At 70.7% G+C, this 17,432-nt stretch carries 13 protein-coding genes and 2 pseudogenes; 5 read left to right on the forward strand and 10 right to left on the reverse strand.

Annotation, left to right across the window (positions count from 1 at the left end):
• Positions 1 to 153: 153 nt before the first annotated feature.
• From trxA to QH290_RS11210, 8 genes are all read right to left on the reverse strand, one after another.
• Positions 154 to 483, reverse strand: a complete 330-nt coding sequence (gene trxA / locus QH290_RS11175) for a thioredoxin (protein WP_280262858.1) — start codon at positions 481 to 483, stop codon at positions 154 to 156.
• 33 nt (positions 484 to 516) lie between these two features.
• Positions 517 to 1,503, reverse strand: coding sequence for a thioredoxin-disulfide reductase (trxB, locus tag QH290_RS11180; protein WP_280262860.1), 987 nt, complete (start codon positions 1,501 to 1,503; stop codon positions 517 to 519).
• Positions 1,504 to 1,601: 98 nt separating this feature from the next.
• Complete coding sequence (locus tag QH290_RS11185; RefSeq protein WP_280382794.1) at positions 1,602 to 2,429, reverse strand: hypothetical protein; 828 nt, start codon at positions 2,427 to 2,429, stop codon at positions 1,602 to 1,604.
• Between the two features lie 130 nt (positions 2,430 to 2,559).
• Positions 2,560 to 3,117 (reverse strand): RNA polymerase sigma factor SigM, encoded by a 558-nt coding sequence (gene sigM, locus QH290_RS11190; protein WP_280262868.1) that lies wholly within the window; start codon positions 3,115 to 3,117, stop codon positions 2,560 to 2,562.
• A 244-nt stretch (positions 3,118 to 3,361) separates the two neighbouring features.
• On the reverse strand, positions 3,362 to 7,519 hold the full coding sequence (locus QH290_RS11195) for a murein biosynthesis integral membrane protein MurJ (RefSeq protein ID WP_280382795.1): 4,158 nt from the start codon (positions 7,517 to 7,519) through the stop codon (positions 3,362 to 3,364).
• Between the two features lie 560 nt (positions 7,520 to 8,079).
• Positions 8,080 to 8,211, reverse strand: a complete 132-nt coding sequence (locus tag QH290_RS11200; protein ID WP_280382796.1) for a hypothetical protein — start codon at positions 8,209 to 8,211, stop codon at positions 8,080 to 8,082.
• A gap of 432 nt (positions 8,212 to 8,643) precedes the next feature.
• The gene (locus QH290_RS11205; protein ID WP_425303582.1) at positions 8,644 to 11,205 is read right to left on the reverse strand and encodes a DUF6049 family protein; all 2,562 of its coding nucleotides are present in this window, start codon (positions 11,203 to 11,205) and stop codon (positions 8,644 to 8,646) included.
• Between the two features lie 59 nt (positions 11,206 to 11,264).
• Entirely contained in the window at positions 11,265 to 11,816 is a 552-nt protein-coding gene (locus QH290_RS11210; RefSeq protein ID WP_280382797.1) for an NUDIX hydrolase, read from the reverse strand.
• A gap of 135 nt (positions 11,817 to 11,951) precedes the next feature.
• On the opposite strand from QH290_RS11210, the gene QH290_RS11215 reads away from it, so the two are divergent.
• Complete coding sequence (locus QH290_RS11215; RefSeq protein ID WP_280382798.1) at positions 11,952 to 13,400, forward strand: CCA tRNA nucleotidyltransferase; 1,449 nt, start codon at positions 11,952 to 11,954, stop codon at positions 13,398 to 13,400.
• Positions 13,401 to 13,416: 16 nt separating this feature from the next.
• Here the strand turns inward: QH290_RS11215 and QH290_RS11220 are convergent, their stop codons facing one another.
• Positions 13,417 to 14,235: a hypothetical protein gene (locus QH290_RS11220; RefSeq protein ID WP_280382799.1), complete on the reverse strand. Its 819-nt coding sequence runs from the start codon at positions 14,233 to 14,235 to the stop codon at positions 13,417 to 13,419.
• A gap of 139 nt (positions 14,236 to 14,374) precedes the next feature.
• Here QH290_RS11220 and QH290_RS11225 point away from each other — a divergent pair, with 139 nt between their 5' ends.
• The 4 genes and pseudogenes from QH290_RS11225 to QH290_RS11240 form a co-directional block, all read left to right on the forward strand.
• Positions 14,375 to 14,770, forward strand: a complete 396-nt coding sequence (locus QH290_RS11225) for a TOBE domain-containing protein (RefSeq protein WP_280268938.1) — start codon at positions 14,375 to 14,377, stop codon at positions 14,768 to 14,770.
• Positions 14,767 to 15,537, forward strand: a complete 771-nt coding sequence (gene modA, locus QH290_RS11230; RefSeq protein ID WP_280382800.1) for a molybdate ABC transporter substrate-binding protein — start codon at positions 14,767 to 14,769, stop codon at positions 15,535 to 15,537. Before QH290_RS11225 ends, modA begins: the two co-directional genes overlap by 4 nt.
• Complete coding sequence (locus QH290_RS11235) at positions 15,534 to 16,406, forward strand: ABC transporter permease (protein WP_280268936.1); 873 nt, start codon at positions 15,534 to 15,536, stop codon at positions 16,404 to 16,406. Before modA ends, QH290_RS11235 begins: the two co-directional genes overlap by 4 nt.
• Positions 16,403 to 17,161: pseudogene (locus tag QH290_RS11240) on the forward strand (sulfate/molybdate ABC transporter ATP-binding protein); the annotation flags it as partial. The gene QH290_RS11235 and the pseudogene QH290_RS11240, both read left to right, overlap by 4 nt.
• A gap of 124 nt (positions 17,162 to 17,285) precedes the next feature.
• Here QH290_RS11240 and QH290_RS37910 read toward each other — a convergent pair.
• Positions 17,286 to 17,432, reverse strand: a pseudogene (locus QH290_RS37910) (AAA family ATPase); the annotation flags it as partial.

A 17,432-nucleotide genomic window follows, 5' to 3' on the forward strand; every position in this document is an offset into this window, starting at 1 on the left:
CTCCCGGCATTCACATGCCAGGCCCGGAGTCGGCGGCCCCGCATGATCGCGCGGAGCCGCCGCTAGCGCCGAAATACTACAGCGCCGACCGGATTCCCGGAGGCGCAGTACCGCGTATGACACAGGACTGCGCACCGAATCACAAAAGTGAACTCAGAGAACGCCTTCGAGTTCGCGCAGCAGCGCCGCCTTGCCCTTGGCGCCGACGATCCGCTTGGCCTCCTTGCCGCCGGAGAACAGGATCATCGTGGGCAGCGACAGGATGCCGTAGTCCTTGGCGGTCACCGGATTCGCGTCGGCGTCCACCTTCGCGATGGTCAGCTTGTCGGCGTGCGAGGAGGCGATCTCCTCCAGCACCGGGGCGACCATCTTGCAGGGACCGCACCAGGCCGCCCAGAAATCGACGAGGACCGGCTTGTCACTGCCCAGCACGTCCTGCGCGAACGTGTCGTCGGTGACGGTCTTGGTGGCGGTTTCGGACATGATGGAACTCCTCGAGCTCGACTTGCTGATGGATCAATTGGCGGTGACTTCGACCGGTCGGCCGGCGTGGTCCAGGGTGTTGCTGGTGATGTCGCCCTTCTCGGCGAGCCAGCGCTCGGCATCCATGGCCGCTCGGCAGCCGGTGCCCGCGGCGGTGATCGCCTGGCGGTAGATGTGGTCGACCAGATCACCGGCCGCGAAGACGCCCTCGACGGAGGTGGCGGTGGTGGGCTGGTTCACCAGCACGTAGCCCTCGCCGTCCAGATCGACCTGGCCGCGCACCAGTTCGCTGCGCGGGTCGTGACCGATGGCGACGAACAGGCCGGTCGCGGCCAGCTCGGAGGTCTCACCGGTCTTGGTGTCGCGCAGCGTCAGGCCGGTGACGCTGTTCTCGCCGTGCACCTCGAGCACCTCGGCGTTGGTGACGAACCGGATCTTCTCGTTGCTCTTGGCCCGCTCCAGCATGATGCGAGAGGCGCGGAACTCCTCGCGGCGGTGCACGATGGTGACGCTGGCGGCGAACTTGGTGAGGAACGTCGCCTCCTCCATCGCCGAGTCACCGCCGCCGACGACCACGATGTCCTGGCCCTTGAAGAAGAAGCCGTCGCAGGTGGCGCAGGCGCTGACACCGCGGCCGAGCAGCCGCTGCTCCCCCGGAACACCGAGGTAGCGCGCCGCCGAACCCATGGCGAGGACCACGGCGTAGGCCCGGTGGGTCTCGCCGCCGACGGTGACGCTCTTGATCGGGCCCGACAGGTCGATCGCCTCGACGTCCTCGGTGCGGATGTCGGCGCCGAACCGCTTGGCCTGCTCGCGCATCTCCTCCATCAGGTCGGGGCCCATGATGCCGTCCCGGAAGCCGGGGAAGTTCTCCACCTCGGTGGTCGTCATCAGCGCGCCGCCGAATTGGGTTCCCTCGAACAGCAGGGGTTCGAGCTCGGCCCGGGCCGCGTAGACAGCGGCGGTGTAACCGGCGGGGCCGGAGCCGACGATGATGAGATCGCGAACAGGCGTGTTCATGAGGCCCTTCCGAGGGAGTGTGTCATCAGGCGTGTCAATCAACAACAGGGTAAACGCTGTTGTTCCCCGGCCCGGGGCATCGGCCCCGAGACGGCCGCTCAGCCGATGTCGCGCTGTTCCAGCACCTGGGCATCGCCTGGGCCGCAACCGGTTCCGACGACGAGGGCGGTGATCTTGGGCGGGCGCGCGCTGGTGAGCAGTATCACCACGGCGGGGCGGTCTCGGAAGGTGACGTCCATCGAGCCGAGGACGGTGCGGTCCAGCCCCGCGGCGGCGACGCAGCGGGTCATCGCGCCCGGGAGGCCGAGCGGTCCGGCGACATCGTTGCGGCCCAGCGCGCTGAGCAGTACCGCGTCGGACGGGTCGCCGTCGAGGTGGGGGGCGCCGGGCTGCGTGGTGGGCGATGCCTGCGGCGCGGTGTCACGGTCGCGGACGGCATCCACCGCGATCAGGGATCCGGCGAGGACCGCGACGGCCGCGGCCACGGCGGTGAGCCAGCGCAGCCTGCGTGAGCGGCGCTCGTCGAGCCGGGTGGGCTCGGGTGGCACCTCGGGTGCGATGGCGGGCATCGGGCGCGTCGGCGGGGTGTCGGCCGCGGGGCCGCCGAAGGGCAGGTGATGCACCGTGGCGACGTGATCGCCGGAGGTGTCCCGGCCGGGGTCGCCGCCGCGGGCCAGCTCGTCGAGCAGGCGGTCCATTCGGGCGGTGACCTCGGCGGGCATCGGATGCAGGATGCGGGGATCCTGGCTCAGGGCCTGCAGTTCGGAGGTGACGTCGTCGAGGGAGCGCAGGAATCGCAGCGCCTCGGGATCGTTGTTCACCTGCGGCCACAGCTGCTGGGACAGCTCCGGGGACACATTGTCGGCGTGCAGGTCGGCCAGCAGATCCGTGGAGAAGGGAGGCTGCGGCGCTGAACGGGCGGCCATCGCACCTCCTGTCTCATCGTCGTCGCGCGGCCCGGCCCGGCGCCTGTGAGGGACGGCTTCGCCCTTGTCGTCCATCGCCTCTCCGGATCGGGCCTGCAGTGGTGTGTTCTCTAGTAATGACGCATCTCGACTACTTCCGGTTCCCCGGATTGCGCAGGAATTCCAATTCCTGCTGCAGGCGCTTGCGCCCGCGGGCGCAGCGGCTCTTGATCGTCCCCTCGGCGACATCGAGCAACTGTGCCGCTTCGGCCACCGTATAGCCTTGCATATCGATCGCGACCAGGGCCGCACGCTGGTCGTCGGGCAGTGTGAACAGGGCGGCGTCGACCACCATCGAGACCTCGCGATGGGCGATGTCGTCGCGCTCGACAGCCGGTTCGGCCACGGTCTCCTCCGACAGGGAGACGCTGGCCCGGGCCTTGTTGCGCCGCATCCGATCCAGGCAGGCGTTGACCACGATGCGGTGCAGCCAGCTGCGCACCTCGGCGTCGCCGCGGAATCCGGCGGCATTGCGGTGCGCCGACAGCAGCGCGTCCTGCAGGCAGTCGGCGGCGTCCTCGGGCGTGCGGCAGGTGCGCAGCGCGAGCTGCCACAGATGGTTGTAATGCCGCCGGAACAGCACGCCGAACGCGTCGCGGTCGCCCTCGATGTGCGCGCGGAGCAGCCGGCGGTCGGAGGCGTCGTCCAGGTCGAACGAGCGGCGCCGTACGCCAGGCGAATCGGACGTCCCCCCGCTGGATCGCTCGACCGCATCAAACGACAACACAAACCCCTAGGATCAGCGCTCACGGCGGCGCACGCCGACCACGGCCGGAATGCACCGCAAATTTCGCGTCATCCGGGACCGAGGAATCAGATCCCAGGAAGCTCCCCTGCTGAGAGCGCGGACAGATCATATCGGCTGCCATGAATACGCGGCAACCAGAGCCGCGTCAGGGCGCGGCTTCGAAACGAATGTCGGCGAGCGACGTCTGGAACTGGCCGCCGGAGTTGGCCAGTGCGGTGATCCAGACCAGCACGTAGCGGGCGGGCTGGTCGGCGCGCAGCGGGATCTCGGTGGTGCCGTCGGCCAGGGTCGCCTGGCCGATCAGCTGTGTCTGGTCGAGCGTGGGCGTGGCGGTGGGCGAGGTGCGGATCTCCACCACCGAGCCCGGGCTCGGCGAATCGATGATCGCCTTGTCGAGCTTGCTGGGGCTGCCGAGGGTGGCCACCACGCCCACCCCCTTCTTCAGCGCGGGGAACTGCTGGAAGTACTGGTCGGTGCGCCACACCGTGGTCGGGTTGCCGTCCAGTACCGCCGCCGCCCCGGCCGCCCCGTCGGGGGTGCCCTCGGGTGAGAACACCGTCGCCCCGGTGGCGCGCACCGGGACCGTGCCGCCGGTCGCGGCCGTCGGTTCCGGAGCGCCGGCGCTCGGATTCAGCGGAGCCGTATTCGGGGTGGTGAGACCGAGTTTCTGCTCGTTGAGCGGAGCATCGGAGTCGCCCGGGGCGAAAATGCTCAGCAGCCACCAGATGATCACCCCGACCACCAGTGCCGCCAGCACGCCCAGCCCGACCAGGATCCACATCATCCGCTGCGACCGCTCCTTCTCGGCGGCCAGCAGCTCCGGATCGGCCAGCGACTCGTCCGGAGCGCTGGTCGCCCGCTGGCCCAGCCGCAGGACCGGGATGAAGTCGGTCTTCTGGTCGACCACCGATGCCTGCTCCAGCACGTGCTGCACGGTCGCGGCGGTCCGCACCCCCTTGTTGGACTCCAGCGAACGCACCGCGACCGCGGAGATCTCGAAGGGGGTCTCGGGTCGGATCTGCCGCGGCTCGACCGGGGTGCCGTCGGAACCGAAATCGGCCAGCCGCAGCCCGCCGACCGTCGCGGCCGCACCGCTGACCCCGCCCGAACGGATCGGCCAGCGGGCCGTGATCAGCGCGTACAGCATGGCGCCGAGGCCGCGCACGTCGGACTGGGCATCGGAATCGGCCAGCGTGCCCGGGAAGGCGAGCACGGCGTCGCCGGAGGCGCTGATGCGCACCCGATCGGGATGGTCGATCGACAGCGAGCCGCCGCCGCGGTGGGCGAGTTCGGCCGCGGCCGCCAGCGCCCGGATCGAGCGCGCGGCACCGATCGGCGACGGCATCGTCTCCGCCATCTCCCGCAGCGATCGGCCCGGTGTCCACTCGGCCACCACGATGCCGCCCGAGCTGCCGCGCACCACGTCGAGCACGCGCGCCAGGCCGGGCGAATTGATCCGGCCCAGGCGCAGGGTCCGCGACAGGATCGCCTGCGGTCCGTCGTGACCGGCGTTCTCGGCGGCCTTCTGATCGGCGTCGACGAAGGTCAGGGCGACCTCGCGATCCAGCTTCACATCCAGTGCCTGCCAGAACTGCAGCCCGCGGGCCCCGCCGTGCCCGGCCAGCAGGCGATAGCGGCCACCGGCCACCGACGCCCCCGGCATCAGCTTGGGACCGCGCTGCCCGCTGCGTCGTGCCGCGGCGGGCTCGACCCGCATCGGCGGCATCTCCGGGGATCCGACCGGCAGCATGCCGGTGTCGTAGACCGGATCGCGCGGCGGTGCCGCCCGGTCGTCGGCCGGCGGCTCGGTACCCGGCGGCGGCGGTGCGGCCTGGTCGGCGTCGCCCGAGTCCGGGTCCGCGGCGCGACCCGGCGGCACCTTCCCGGGAGGGACGTCGTCGGTGCGCACTGCGCCTGCCGCATCGGCAGGATCGGCGGCCGGGACGCCGCCCGCCGCGTCGTCGCTCACCCTCGTGCCTCCTTCGCCCTGGTGTGTCGAAGTTCGATAAACCGGCGGCGCACCGGGCCCGTCGCCGACTCGGCCGACCCCCGGCTCCGCGTGGGAACCGGCGTCGCCAGCCCCGCGGGTGCCGGATTCGGCATTTGCGTTTCTCTGCCGAACAGGGTACGGGAACTCACCCATGCCGGTGCGGTCAACGGCACCGGGTCGGATAACAGGTAGGACCATGGTCTGCTGACCGTCCAGATACGGGTCGTACTGGTAGTAGTACGGCGAGTTGGGCCGCGGCAGCACCGTCGTCGGGTGCATATCCTCGTCGGTCTCGTCGAGACCGAGGTCGGGGGCGGGCGGCGTCAGGCCCAGGCGGCGCGAGATGGCCACGGTGATCGCGACGATCTCCGGGATACCGGCGAGCCGCATCAGGCCGAAGGCGACGCCGAACATGATGACGGCGTCGACGGCGACCCGGAACAGCACGCCGATGCCGTTGTGCAGGTTCGACAGACCGACGACCTGATCGATGATCAGCGTGACCGCGGCGCCGGCGACCGACGCGAGCACCACCCGGGTGACCGTCCGCCCGACGTTCACCATCCGCAGATCGCCCAGGCTTTGATGCAGCAGATAGCCGCCGATCACGGCGCCCACCGCATACCCCAGCCCCGTGGCCACGCCGAGCACGATGACGACCTGATCGGCCGAGCTCGCGACCACCGGTGCCAGCGCCGAGAACAACACCTTGACGGTCGTGATGCCGAGAACGATCCAGGTGGGGGTCCACACCTGTTCTCTGGCGTAGAACACGCGCAGGTGGATCAGCACCAGGGCGTACGGGATGAGCGTGAACGCGGACCAGCTCACGGCCGTGCCGAGGCGTTCGGCGTCCTCGGAGAATCGCGCGTATCCGAACAGCGCCTCGCCGACCTGCGGTCCCGCCATGGTCAGGAAGATGACGACGGGTATCAGCGCGATCATGGTGAGGCGGGTCGCCACCGAGAGATCGTCCACCACGGCAGGCGTGTCGTCGGCCGCGGCGTTGCGGCTGAGCCTGGGCATGATCGCGGTCAGCAGCGTGACGCCGAGGACGCCGTACGGCAGCTGCAGCAGCAGCCAGGCGTTCTGATAGATCGTCGGTCCCGCCGCATCGGCGTGCGAGGAAATGTTGTTGGCGAAGATCATGCCGAGCTGGCTGATCAGCACGTACAGGATGATCGCGGCGCCCATCGTGCCGAACTGCTTGAGCCGGGCGTCGAGCCCCCACAGCGGGCGCAGGTCGATGTTGTGCCTGCGGATGGCGGGCAGCAGGCTGACGGCCTGCACGACCACACCGGCCGTGACGCCGACGCCCAGCAGCAGCACCTTCGGATCGCTCATCCGCACCGGATCCAGCGTGATCTCGCCCGGGGTCAGCGCGTAGAGGGCCAGGACCACCAGCACCACGACGTTGTTCATCACCGGTGCCCAGGCACCCGGTTTGAATGCCTGCCGCGTGTTGAGGATCGCCGTCAGCAGCGCCGACATCCCGTAGAACAGGATCGCGGGCAGCAGCAGGAATGTGAGGGCGGTCGTCAGCATGGTGTTGACCTGGCCGTCCGACGACACGAAGACGTGTGTCGCGAGGATCGGCGCGGCCGCGACCGCCAGGATGGTGGCGATCATCAACACGGTGAACGCGGCGGTGACCAGGCGGCGGATGAACGCCGCGCCGCCGTCGGCGTCCTCCTGCTCCGCGCGTACCAGGGTCGGCACCACGATCGCCGTGAGCACCGCGCCGAGGACCAGCTCGGCGATCATGTTCGGCATCAGGCTGGCGGAGGCGAACGCACTGGCGATCGCCGGGCCGAGCACGGTGACCAGCAGCAGCTGTTTGCCGAATCCGGTGATGCGACTGATCAGCGTCGCGAACGCGATGGAGCCGGAGTCGCGGACCAAGCGCGCGTTCGAGTTCTCGCGCCGGTCGACCGCGACCTGCGGCGCCGTGCGGTGCGGTGCGGGCCGCTCGTCGCGGACCGGTCGCTCGGGGCGTGCCGATCCGGCGTGTCGCGGTTGCGGGTGAGGCTCGGGACGCGGTGTGCCGCCGGGGTTTTCGGGGCGCGGGATGCGGCGGGTGGGCCCACTCGCCGGATCCGCGGGGTACGGTCCGCGGCCCGGTGGCGGCCCGGCGGCGGGCGGCCGCCCACGGTGGGGTGCGCCGGGCTGTCCGGGCGGCGGTCCTGCGGGAGCGCCGGGCGGGACGCGCCGCATCGGCCCGCTCGGAGGCATGCGATTGTTCGGGCCACCGGCCGGTGGTGGCTGCTGCCGCGGCGGCGGGCCCGGAGGCATCCGGCGATCGTTCGGATACATGCCACGGTTGTCCGGCGGCCCCGGGCGGCCGGAATCGTTCGGCATCGCCCGACCCGGATCGTTCGGCGCCCCCGGCCGACCCGGTTCGTTGGCTGGCCTCGGTCGGCCCGGTTCGCTGACTGGTCCTGAGCGGCCCGGTTCGTTGGCTGGTCTCGGTCGGCCTGCATCGTTGCTTGGTCCTGGCCGACCTGGTTCGTTGGCTGGCCTTGGTCGGCCTGCATCGTTGCCTGGTCCCGGGCGGCGGCCCGGGTCGTTCGGCGGTCCCGGGTGGCCCGGGTCGTTCTGGGGTCCCTGGTGACCCGGATCGTTCGGTCGTCCCGGGTGGCCCGGGTCGTTCGGTGGTACCCGGCGCATCGGCCCGCTGGGCGGGGGGACCTGCGGGATCGGGCCGCTCAGCGGTACGGGACGGCGTGGTCCCGGGCGTGGCGGCTCGCCCCCGGGCCCGCCGGGCTGCGGGGGTGCAGGGCGCGGACGGTTGCGTTCCCACGGCGCGGCCGGGGCGCGGCGTAGTGGAGGCCCTTCGTCGGACGAATCGTCAGGGTGGCGGCTGTCGTATTCGCTCACGCCTCCACCTCGCTGCCGCTCGGCTCTACCGTGCGCGTGGCGCGCTGTGCCGGTCGCTCGTTCGATTCCACCTTGCGCGCGCTCGGCTTCGAGGTGTGCGTGGCGGGCTGTGCCGATGGCTCGCTCACAATTTCACCCTGCTGGCGTTCGGCACTGCGGTGTGCGTGGCGCGCCATGCTGGTGGCTCGTTCGACTCCGTCCCGCTGGCGCTCGGCTTCGAGGTGTGCGCGGCGCGCGGTGTCGATGGTTCGCCTGCGAGTTCGCTCACGATTCTTCGTGGCGCGCGGTGTTGTCGGTTCGGTCGCAAGCCGGATCACAATTCCCCCCGGACCTGTCGGATCGCGGGTAATGGGAAGTGGTCGTGGTGAAAGCTGTTGTCTCGTAGAGGACATGCGCCGGGATGTGACAGGGCACCCCGCGTGGCGGTGCCCGAAAGAGGCGAGGGGCCACTCATGGCCATGCCTCGTGGGCGCTCGGTTCCGTGACCGGGGTCCGCCCGCGCTCGGCCCCGCCCCGAGCAAGCGGCCCGGCTGTGCCCACTGGTTCGCTCCCAAGCTCGTTCACGGTGCCTCCTGTCGCTGCAGGACCCGCTTCCGTGCGCGCAGGTATCGGTTCAGCCTGCGGCGCTTCCCCGGGTCCAGCCCCTCGTCGGCCGGATCGGGCTGTCCCCGGAAGCGGCGCCACAAGCGACGACCGGCCAACAGGAACAGCAGTGCACCGGCACATGCGGTAATTATCGCCAACGCTGGACCGTACGCGTTGGACCGCACCGAAACCGACGTGGCATTGCCGAGCGGGATTCCGTCCGGTGTGCTAATGGAGATCGGAATCGTCAGGTTGCGGCTGTCGCTGACCTGGGTCGGAATCTGGAACGACCGGCTGCCCTCGGCGGGCAGCTGCTGCTCGCCGATATCGGTGATGTTCGTCTCGGCCGGCACGCCGATCCGGAACCGGATCCGGATGGCGACCGGCAGCTCGTTGCGGGCCACCAGCAGCAGCGGACTCTGCTCCGACGCCAGCGTGTACACCCCGCCGGGGGGCAGCACCGTGACCGAGCGGTAGAGATTGTCCATCGTGCGGGTGACCTGGTCGATCCGGCGTTGCGCGGCGGTATCGGCCTGGGCCCCGGGGCTGGTGCGATCGGACATGGTCAGCGCCCGGACCAGATCATCGCGCAGCGGGGTGAGGAACGACCGCGGCGTCGGCTCCTGCTGCGGCACCTCGACCAGCGCGCGCATCAGGTCGGCGATGCGCCGCTCCTGCTCCTGGATCGGCGGCACGAACGACGCGGGCACCGCCGCCTCGGCGACCTCGGCTCGGTAGTCCACATCGAACGGCTGCGGGTCCGGCGGCAGCGTCAAGAGATCCTGGAAGGACCGGGGTGTCGCGAGCCCGCTGCGGAACATCAGATCCAGCTGGTTCAGCAGCGCCGTCGCCTCGTCCCGATTCGCCCCCCACTGCTGCGGCGGCATCAGCAGCGCCGACCGCGGCCGCCCGGGCTGCGGGTTGAGTGCCGACCACGACACCGCGCCGAGCGCGTCCTGCAACCGCGCGGACCGGGAATCGTTGGTGACCTCGTAGCGCACCCGATCGGGGGTGAACGGCGGCGTCGGCGGATTGGATCCCACCGCGGCCAGCGCCGTCGCCGACCAGACGTCGAACGTGGCGACCTTCATCCCCGCCTCGGGCCCCGGCGGTGTCGCGCCGGGCGGGGCGGGCGCGGACGGGGGCAGGCGCACCATCTCCGGACTCGACTCCTCGGCGGCCGCTGAGACCGCCGCGGTGCTGCGGACCGTGGCGCCCTCGGTGACGCCGGAACCGGTTGCGGTGCTGCGGGAATCGGCGGGAGCCACGGCGTTGTCGGCCAGCACCGCGGTCGTGTATCCGCGCTCGGTGAGCAGCGCCGCGGCATCGGAGTCGATACTCCCGGCGGCGGGCAGACTCACCCCGCGCAGGGATTTGACCGACAGGATCGAATCCACGATGTCCGCCGGGGCGGCCACCGCGCGGGCGGTCAGGTCCGAATCGTGCACGGCCGCCAGCGTGTCGAGGTCGACCTGCGCGAACGGCAGCGCCACCGTGCACAGCGACGGCGCCAGCGTGCGCAGCCGATCCAGCCAGTTCTGCGCGGCACCGGCCCCCGCGCCGTCGCGGGTCGGGCCGTCCGGATCCGACGGGCTCGCCAGCACGCGATACCCCTCGGTCATATCCGAAACGGTGAGCAGCAGATCGGGATCGACGGCCAGGCAGACCGACCCGGCCAACCCGGGGGCGCTACGGGCCGCGTCCCGGCTGCCATCGGGCCGCAGCGAGGATTCCAACGCCGAGACCAGCTGATCGAGGCGGCCGCCGGGGGCCAGTTCGCCGGCGAGTTCGTCGTCGGTCAGCAGCTCCTTGCCGTCGACCGAGCCCGGAATACCGCCGACCCGCCGCGGCCGATCCGCCAGCGGCCACATCAGCGTGGTGGCGACGGGGGAATCGGTGACCGGCGGAACCGCCTGCGCCCCGGTGGTTTTCGCATCGGTCGACGCGGGCGGCAGGCCCAGCACCGGCAGCAGGAAGCGGGCGTCGTCGAGGCGGGCCTGATTGCCGTAGGCGGGCTCGCCGTTCACGTTCAGCAACAGTGGATAGATACCCGGATCGGTGATGCCCAGCGACGAGGTGACCGGCGCGCTGCCGCTGGCCCCCCGCGCGTCCTCCCGCACCCCGATGCGGACCGTGAACTGCTTGCGCTGCCCCGGGCTCAGGCGATCGGCGACATCCTGGAACGGGCCGACCACCTCGTAGTTCGCCTGGTCCAGGCGCAGCGACGTGCGCAGGCCGCTGGGATTGGCGATCGCGTCGGCGCGCTGGATCCGCACGCTGATGTCGTCGACCACCCGGTCGCCGATATTGGTGACCGTGCCGGTCACCGTCAGCACCGAATCACTGCTGGTGGTCACCGAATTCGGCGCCACCGAATCGAGGGTGAGCTTGAGGAATTTCGGCGTCGACGTCCCGCTGCCCGACGGCTGTGCGGCGGCCGGTCCCGCCAGCGGCGCGGCCAGCACCGCCAGCGCCAGCGCGATGAGCATCGGCACCCAGCGGTGCCGGGGGCGCTGTGTATTGCGGGACACCCGCATCCGGTCGGGGACGGTGAGCGCTGCGCGATCGTGGCTCACCGACCCTTCACACGCACGCGTCATTGTCTGCCGTTCTCCATCCGGTCGATCAGGCGGTTCGCGACCTCCGCCAGTCGGCGCTCGTCGGCGTAGGCGAGCCGAGAGTCCAGCTCACTCAACGGCACCCAGTCCACCTTGGTGACCTCGACATCGGCATCCGACAGCTCGCCACCCACCGACCGCATCAAATAGTGATGCACGGTCTTGTGTACCCGGCGACCGTCGGTGACGAACCAGTAGTCGATACTGCCGAGTTCGGCGACGACCACACCGTTGATCCCGGTCTCCTCGGCCACCTCGCGGACGGCGGTCTGCTCGGCGGTCTCCCCCTCTTCTATATGTCCCTTGGGCAGCGACCACAGTAACCGACCCCGGCGATCGGTGCGGCCGATCAGCGCGGCGCAGCGCTCGTCGCGCGGGCCGTCGAGCCCGTCGACGACCAAACCACCCGCGGAGGTTTCGCGCACCGTGCGCATGCGGGGTTTGCTCTTGCGGTTGTCCGCCGCATTACCGGCCGAACCGCGGCGCCGGGGCTGGCGGCGTCGACTGTTCGCGCGATCGGCCGGAGACACTGGGTCAGTCTAGCGGGGGTGCGGTTGTGAGCCGTGCTTCGCTCCGGCGGGTTCGCGGTGGCGCGGCGGCGGGTGGTGTGTGGGGACCAACTAAGCTGCGTACCCGTGGTTTCGCCGAAGTCCGAGGATATTGCCGTGTCTGATCCGAGTGAGGATCGTCGTACTCGTCTGCTCGCGGCGGCGGCTATCACGGTGGGGCGGTTGTCGGATGTGCTGACGCCGCTCGGGGAGATGTTCGCGGCGCGGGGGCACGAGCTGTATCTGGTGGGCGGCAGCGTGCGGGACGCGGTGCTGGGACGGCTGGGTACCGATCTGGACTTCACCACCGATGCGCGGCCCGAGGCCGTGCAGCAGATACTGCGGGGATGGGCCGATAATCTCTGGGACACAGGGGGTTTGGCGTTCGGCACGGTGAGCGCGTCGAAGTCGGGGTGGCAGCTGGAGATCACCACCTTCCGCAGCGACTCCTACGACCGGGTCTCGCGCAATCCGGAGGTGACCTTCGGCGACACCCTCGAGGGCGACCTGGTCCGGCGCGATTTCACCGTCAACGCCATGGCCGTGCGGATCGGAGCCCTGGGCGAGCTCGAATTCGTCGACCCGCTCGACGGCATGGACGCGCTGCTGGCCGGGGTGCTGGATACGCCCGCGGCGCCGGAGGATTCGTTCAACGACGACCCGCTGCGCATGCTGCGCGCCGCCCGGTTCGTCTCGCAGCTCGGCTTCGATCTCGCGCCGCGGGTGCGTGCGGCCATCGCCGCCATGGCCGACGAGATCGACCGGATCACCGCCGAGCGGGTCCGCGCGGAGCTGGACAAACTGATCGCCGGGGAACACCCCACCGAGGGCATCGACGTCATGTGCGAGACCGGCCTGGCCGAGCGGGTCCTGCCCGAGGTGCCCGCGATGCGGCTCGAGATCGATGAGCACCACCAGCACAAGGACGTCTACCAGCATTCGCTGACCGTGCTGCGCCAGGCGATCGACCAGGAGGAGGGCGACCCCGACCTGATACTGCGGTGGGCGGCGCTGCTGCACGACATCGGCAAGCCACCGACCAAGCGCAACGAGCCCGGCGGCGGGGTGAGCTTCCACCACCACGAGGTTGTGGGCGCGAAAATGGTGCGCCGTCGGATGCGGACGCTGAAGTATCCGAAACAGTTCACCGAGGATGTGGCCCGGCTGGTCTACCTGCACCTGCGCTTCCACGGGTACGGCAAGGGACAGTGGACCGATTCCGCGGTGCGCCGCTACGTCGCCGACGGCGGTGAGCTGCTGCCCCGCCTGCACAAACTGGTCCGCGCCGACTGCACCACGCGCAACAAGCGGCGCGCCGCCCAGTTGCAGGCCACCTACGACGACCTGGAGGCGCGCATCGAGCGCCTGCAGCAGCAGGAGGATCTGGATCGGGTGCGCCCCGACCTGGACGGCAACGCGATCATGGAGCTGCTGGGTCTGCAGCCCGGGCCGCAGGTGGGGCGGGCCTGGCGCTATCTGAAGGAGCTGCGCCTGGATCGCGGGCCGCTGTCGCGGGACGAGGCCGAGGCGGCCCTGCTGGAGTGGTGGAACGCGGGCGCGCCCTAGCCCTTTCGCGCGGCGATCAGAAGACGATCAGCGTGGTTCCGGCGACGATGGCCGAGCGGATCTGGGCGAGGTCGAAGGAGCCGTTGATCTCGGGGATGTCGATGCGGAACGACACCCGGTCGCCCTCGCGGTCGGCCCGCACGATCCGAATATCCTTGGGCAGATCGGTCAGCGGCACCGGTGCCACCTTGACCCATCGCCGCGGTATCCGGACCCCCAGCCACCCGGCGCGGTGCACGGCGACGCGAAGCAGATTCTCCCCCACCGACGCATCCACCAGGGCGCGAATCCGGCGGCGCCGGTGCCGGGCGGTGATCAGCCCGCTGTCGGCGTCGACCCCGAGCTCCCAATCCAGGTGCCAGTCGTTGAGCCAGCTCACCAGCGCCGCGGTGGTGACGGTTCCGGTGATGTCGAGGTTGGTGGCGCGCACCTTCGTCGGCACCCCGGGCACCAGGCGGACCCCGTGCGCGATCACGGTCATCTCCTCGATCGGGTGACCGTTCCAGTCCAGCTCGGTCAGCACCGTCTTGGTCTGGAAGTGGGCGCCGCGGCGGCGGGCCTTCAGGGTCCGCAGCGTCGCCCGCATCTCGTGGCCCAGCAGCGTCGCGCTGACCTCCCGGCCGCCGAACTGGCTGAGGATGCCCTCGCTGAGCAGGGTCATCAGCACATCCGGCAGCAGTGCGGTGACGGTGCCCGCGCCCAGGTCGGCGACCGGGTCCAGCCAGGCGGTGGTGAAGGCGCTCCACTGATCCAGCCGGCCCGGGTCCAGCAGGCGCTTCCCGATGTCGACTGCTCGCAGCGGCGACCAGGACTTGGGGTCGAAATAGGTGGCCATGATTGCTTCGAGCGTACTGGCCGGTAGTGACAAGACCAGCGTGTCGTTGGTGACTTCTGCGGAAACAGGCCCGTTCGTCTCCGTAGATTCGGATGTTTGCCCGTTGTTTCATCCGAGAATGCGGACATATGCTGCTGCCGTGCCCAGCTTGCGTATACGAGACGCCGCCGGACTGCTCGGCGTCAGCGACGACACCGTGCGCCGGTGGATCGACACCGGCACGCTCGGCGCGCACAAGGACGAGGCGGGGCGGCTGGTCATCGAGGGCAAGGAGCTGGCGGCCCTCGCCGTGGAGCACGCGCGGCCGCCGCAGACCAGGCTGGGCAGCGCCAGCTCGGCGCGCAACCGCTTACCCGGACTGGTCACCCGCGTGGTGGCCGACGGGGTGATGGCACAGGTGGAGATGCAATGCGGACCGTTCACGGTGGTTTCCCTGATGAGCAGCGACTCGGTGCGGGCGCTCGGGCTGGAGCCCGGCAGCGTCGCGGTGGCGAGCGTGAAGGCGACCACCGTGGTCGTGGAGACGCCGCAGTGACCGGCTCCAAGGGTCGGCGGGTGGGTGTGCTGTGCGCCGCCGTCGCGGTGGCCGCGGCATTGGCGGGCTGTGGATCGTCCGACTCCGGAAACGGCACGACCGTGACCGTCTTCGCGGCGGCGTCGCTGAAACAGGTCTTCACCGAGCTCGGGGCGGAATTCGAGGCCGCGCACCCGGATACGGAGGTGGCGTTCTCCTTCGCCGGTTCGTCGGATCTGGCCTCGCAGCTGAATCAGGGAGCGCCCGCGGACGTGTTCGCCTCCGCGGATACGGCCAATATGGACAAGGTGGTCCGAGGCGGCCGGATCACCGAGCAGCCCCGGCCCTTCGCCACGAATGTGCTCACCATGGTGACGCCGCCGGGTAACCCGAAAAACATTGCGACACTGGCCGATATGGGACTGCCGGGCGTGCGCGCGGTGGTGTGCGCGCCGCAGGTCCCGTGCGGTGCGGCGACGAAGAAGGTCACCGCGACGGCACAGGTGTCGCTCAATCCGGTCAGTGAGGAATCCGCGGTGACCGATGTGCTGGCGAAGGTTACCTCCGGGGAGGCGGACGCGGGCCTGGTGTACGTCACCGACGCCGCCGGTGCGGGCGACAAGGTCACGACCGTCGCGTTCCCCGAATCGGCGAGCGCGGTCAACACCTATCCCATTGCCGCGGTGGCGGATTCGGCACACGCCGACCTCGCACGCGAATTCGAGGAGCTGGTCATCGGCCCGCAGGGACGCGCGGCACTGTCGAAGGCCGGGTTCGGGGCACCATGACATCGGTTGCCCGAGCGTTGTTGCGGGGGCCGGGGCTCGCGGTGCCGCGGTGGTTGCTGGTGCCCGCCCTGCTCGGGTTCGCCTTCGTGGCCGCGCCCCTGGTGGCGCTGGCGGGGGCCGCGGAGTGGTCGAACTTCTTCGAGCTGGTGACCTCGGCGGCGTCGCGGGAGGCGTTGTCGCTGAGCCTGCGCACCGCGCTGCTGAGCACCGCGCTGTGCGTGCTGCTCGGCGTTCCGATGGCCGTCGCGCTCGCTCGGCTGCGGTGGCGCATCCTGCCCGTATTCCGCGCGATGATATTGCTGCCCTTGGTATTACCGCCGGTCGTGGGTGGGCTGGCGCTGCTGTATCTGTTCGGCCGCTACGGCCTGCTCGGCAGGCATCTGGAGGCGGCCGGGATACGGATCGCGTTCAGCACCACCGCCGTCGTGCTGGCGCAGGCGTTCGTGGCGCTGCCGTTTCTGGTGATCACGCTGGAGGGCGCGATGCGTACGGCGGGCGACCGCTACGAGCGCGTCGCCGCCACCCTCGGGGCCGCGCCCGCCACCGTGTGGTGGCGCATCACGGTGCCGCTGCTGCGTCCCGCGCTCGTCTCGGGCGCGGTGCTGGCATTCGCCCGAGGGCTGGGGGAATTCGGGGCGACGCTCACCTTCGCGGGCAGCCTGCAGGGCCGCACCCGCACCCTGCCGCTGGAGATCTACCTGCAGCGGGAGGCCGATCCGGATGCGGCAGTGGCGCTTTCGCTGCTGCTGGTGCTGGTCGCGGTGCTGATCGTGCTGGTCGCCTATCGCCGCGTCGGGCTGTCCGAGGGGCGCGAACCGGCGGGCGGCCTGTGGCGCTGGGGCGGGTCCGGCCGTGGCGGTGATCGATGATTGCCGACCGGTCCGAAGTGGCTGCCGGGCTGGAGGTTTCGGTTCGGGTGGCCGAACGCGGGCTGGATGTGGAATTGCGCGTCGGGCCCGGGGAGGTGCTGGCGGTACTGGGGCCGAACGGGGCGGGCAAGTCCACACTGCTGGAGGCGGTGGCGGGCCTCGTCCAACCGGACGAGGGGGTGATCCGCCTAGGCGGCCGGGACCTCACCGTAACCGCGAAAGGTGTTGCGGTGCCGCCGCATCGGCGGGAGGTCTCGCTGCTCGCGCAGGACCCGCTGCTGTTCCCGCACCTGTCGGTGATGGCGAATGTGGCGTTCGGGCCGCGCAGCCGGGGCATCCGGCCGGGCGCGGCGCGAGCGATCGCCACGGAGTGGCTGGATGCGGTCGACGCCGTGGCCCTGGCCGAGCGGCGGCCCGGTGAACTATCGGGCGGACAGGCGCAGCGGGTGGCGCTGGCGCGGGCGCTGGCGGTCGAGCCGCGCGTGGTGCTCCTGGACGAGCCGATGGCCGCCCTGGATGTGACCGCCGCCCCGGCCATGCGTTCACTACTGCGCCGGGTGCTGCGCGGCGACTCCCGGAAAACGGTCCGCACCAGCGCGATTCTGATCACGCACGATATCGTCGACGCCCTCACCCTGGCCGATCGCGTCGTGGTCCTGGAATCGGGCCGAATAGTCGAACAGGGCCCCGTCGCCGCCGTATTGTCGCGGCCCCGAAGCGCTTTCGCCGCCCGCATCGCCGGGGTGAATTTGATGATCGGTACCGCCGTCGCCGCCGTGACGGCACCACTCGATTCCGGCGTCCGCCGGGACGACAGCGGGGCATCGCCCGGTCGGCGGCCGCCGGCCGGCGCGGGGGGGGGTGGGGCCGGTATCGTGCCCGGGGGCGGGACGAACACCAGGCGCTCGAGCCGCCCGGGGCGGGTCAGCGCCGGATCGATCAGCTCGGGCCGGTTGGTCGCGCCGATCACCACGACATCGCGCAGCGGCTTCACCCCGTCCAGCTCGGTGAGCAGCGCCGCGACCA

The organism is Nocardia wallacei (assembly GCF_029869545.1).
In the GTDB taxonomy this organism is placed as follows: Bacteria; Actinomycetota; Actinomycetes; order Mycobacteriales; family Mycobacteriaceae; genus Nocardia; species Nocardia wallacei_A.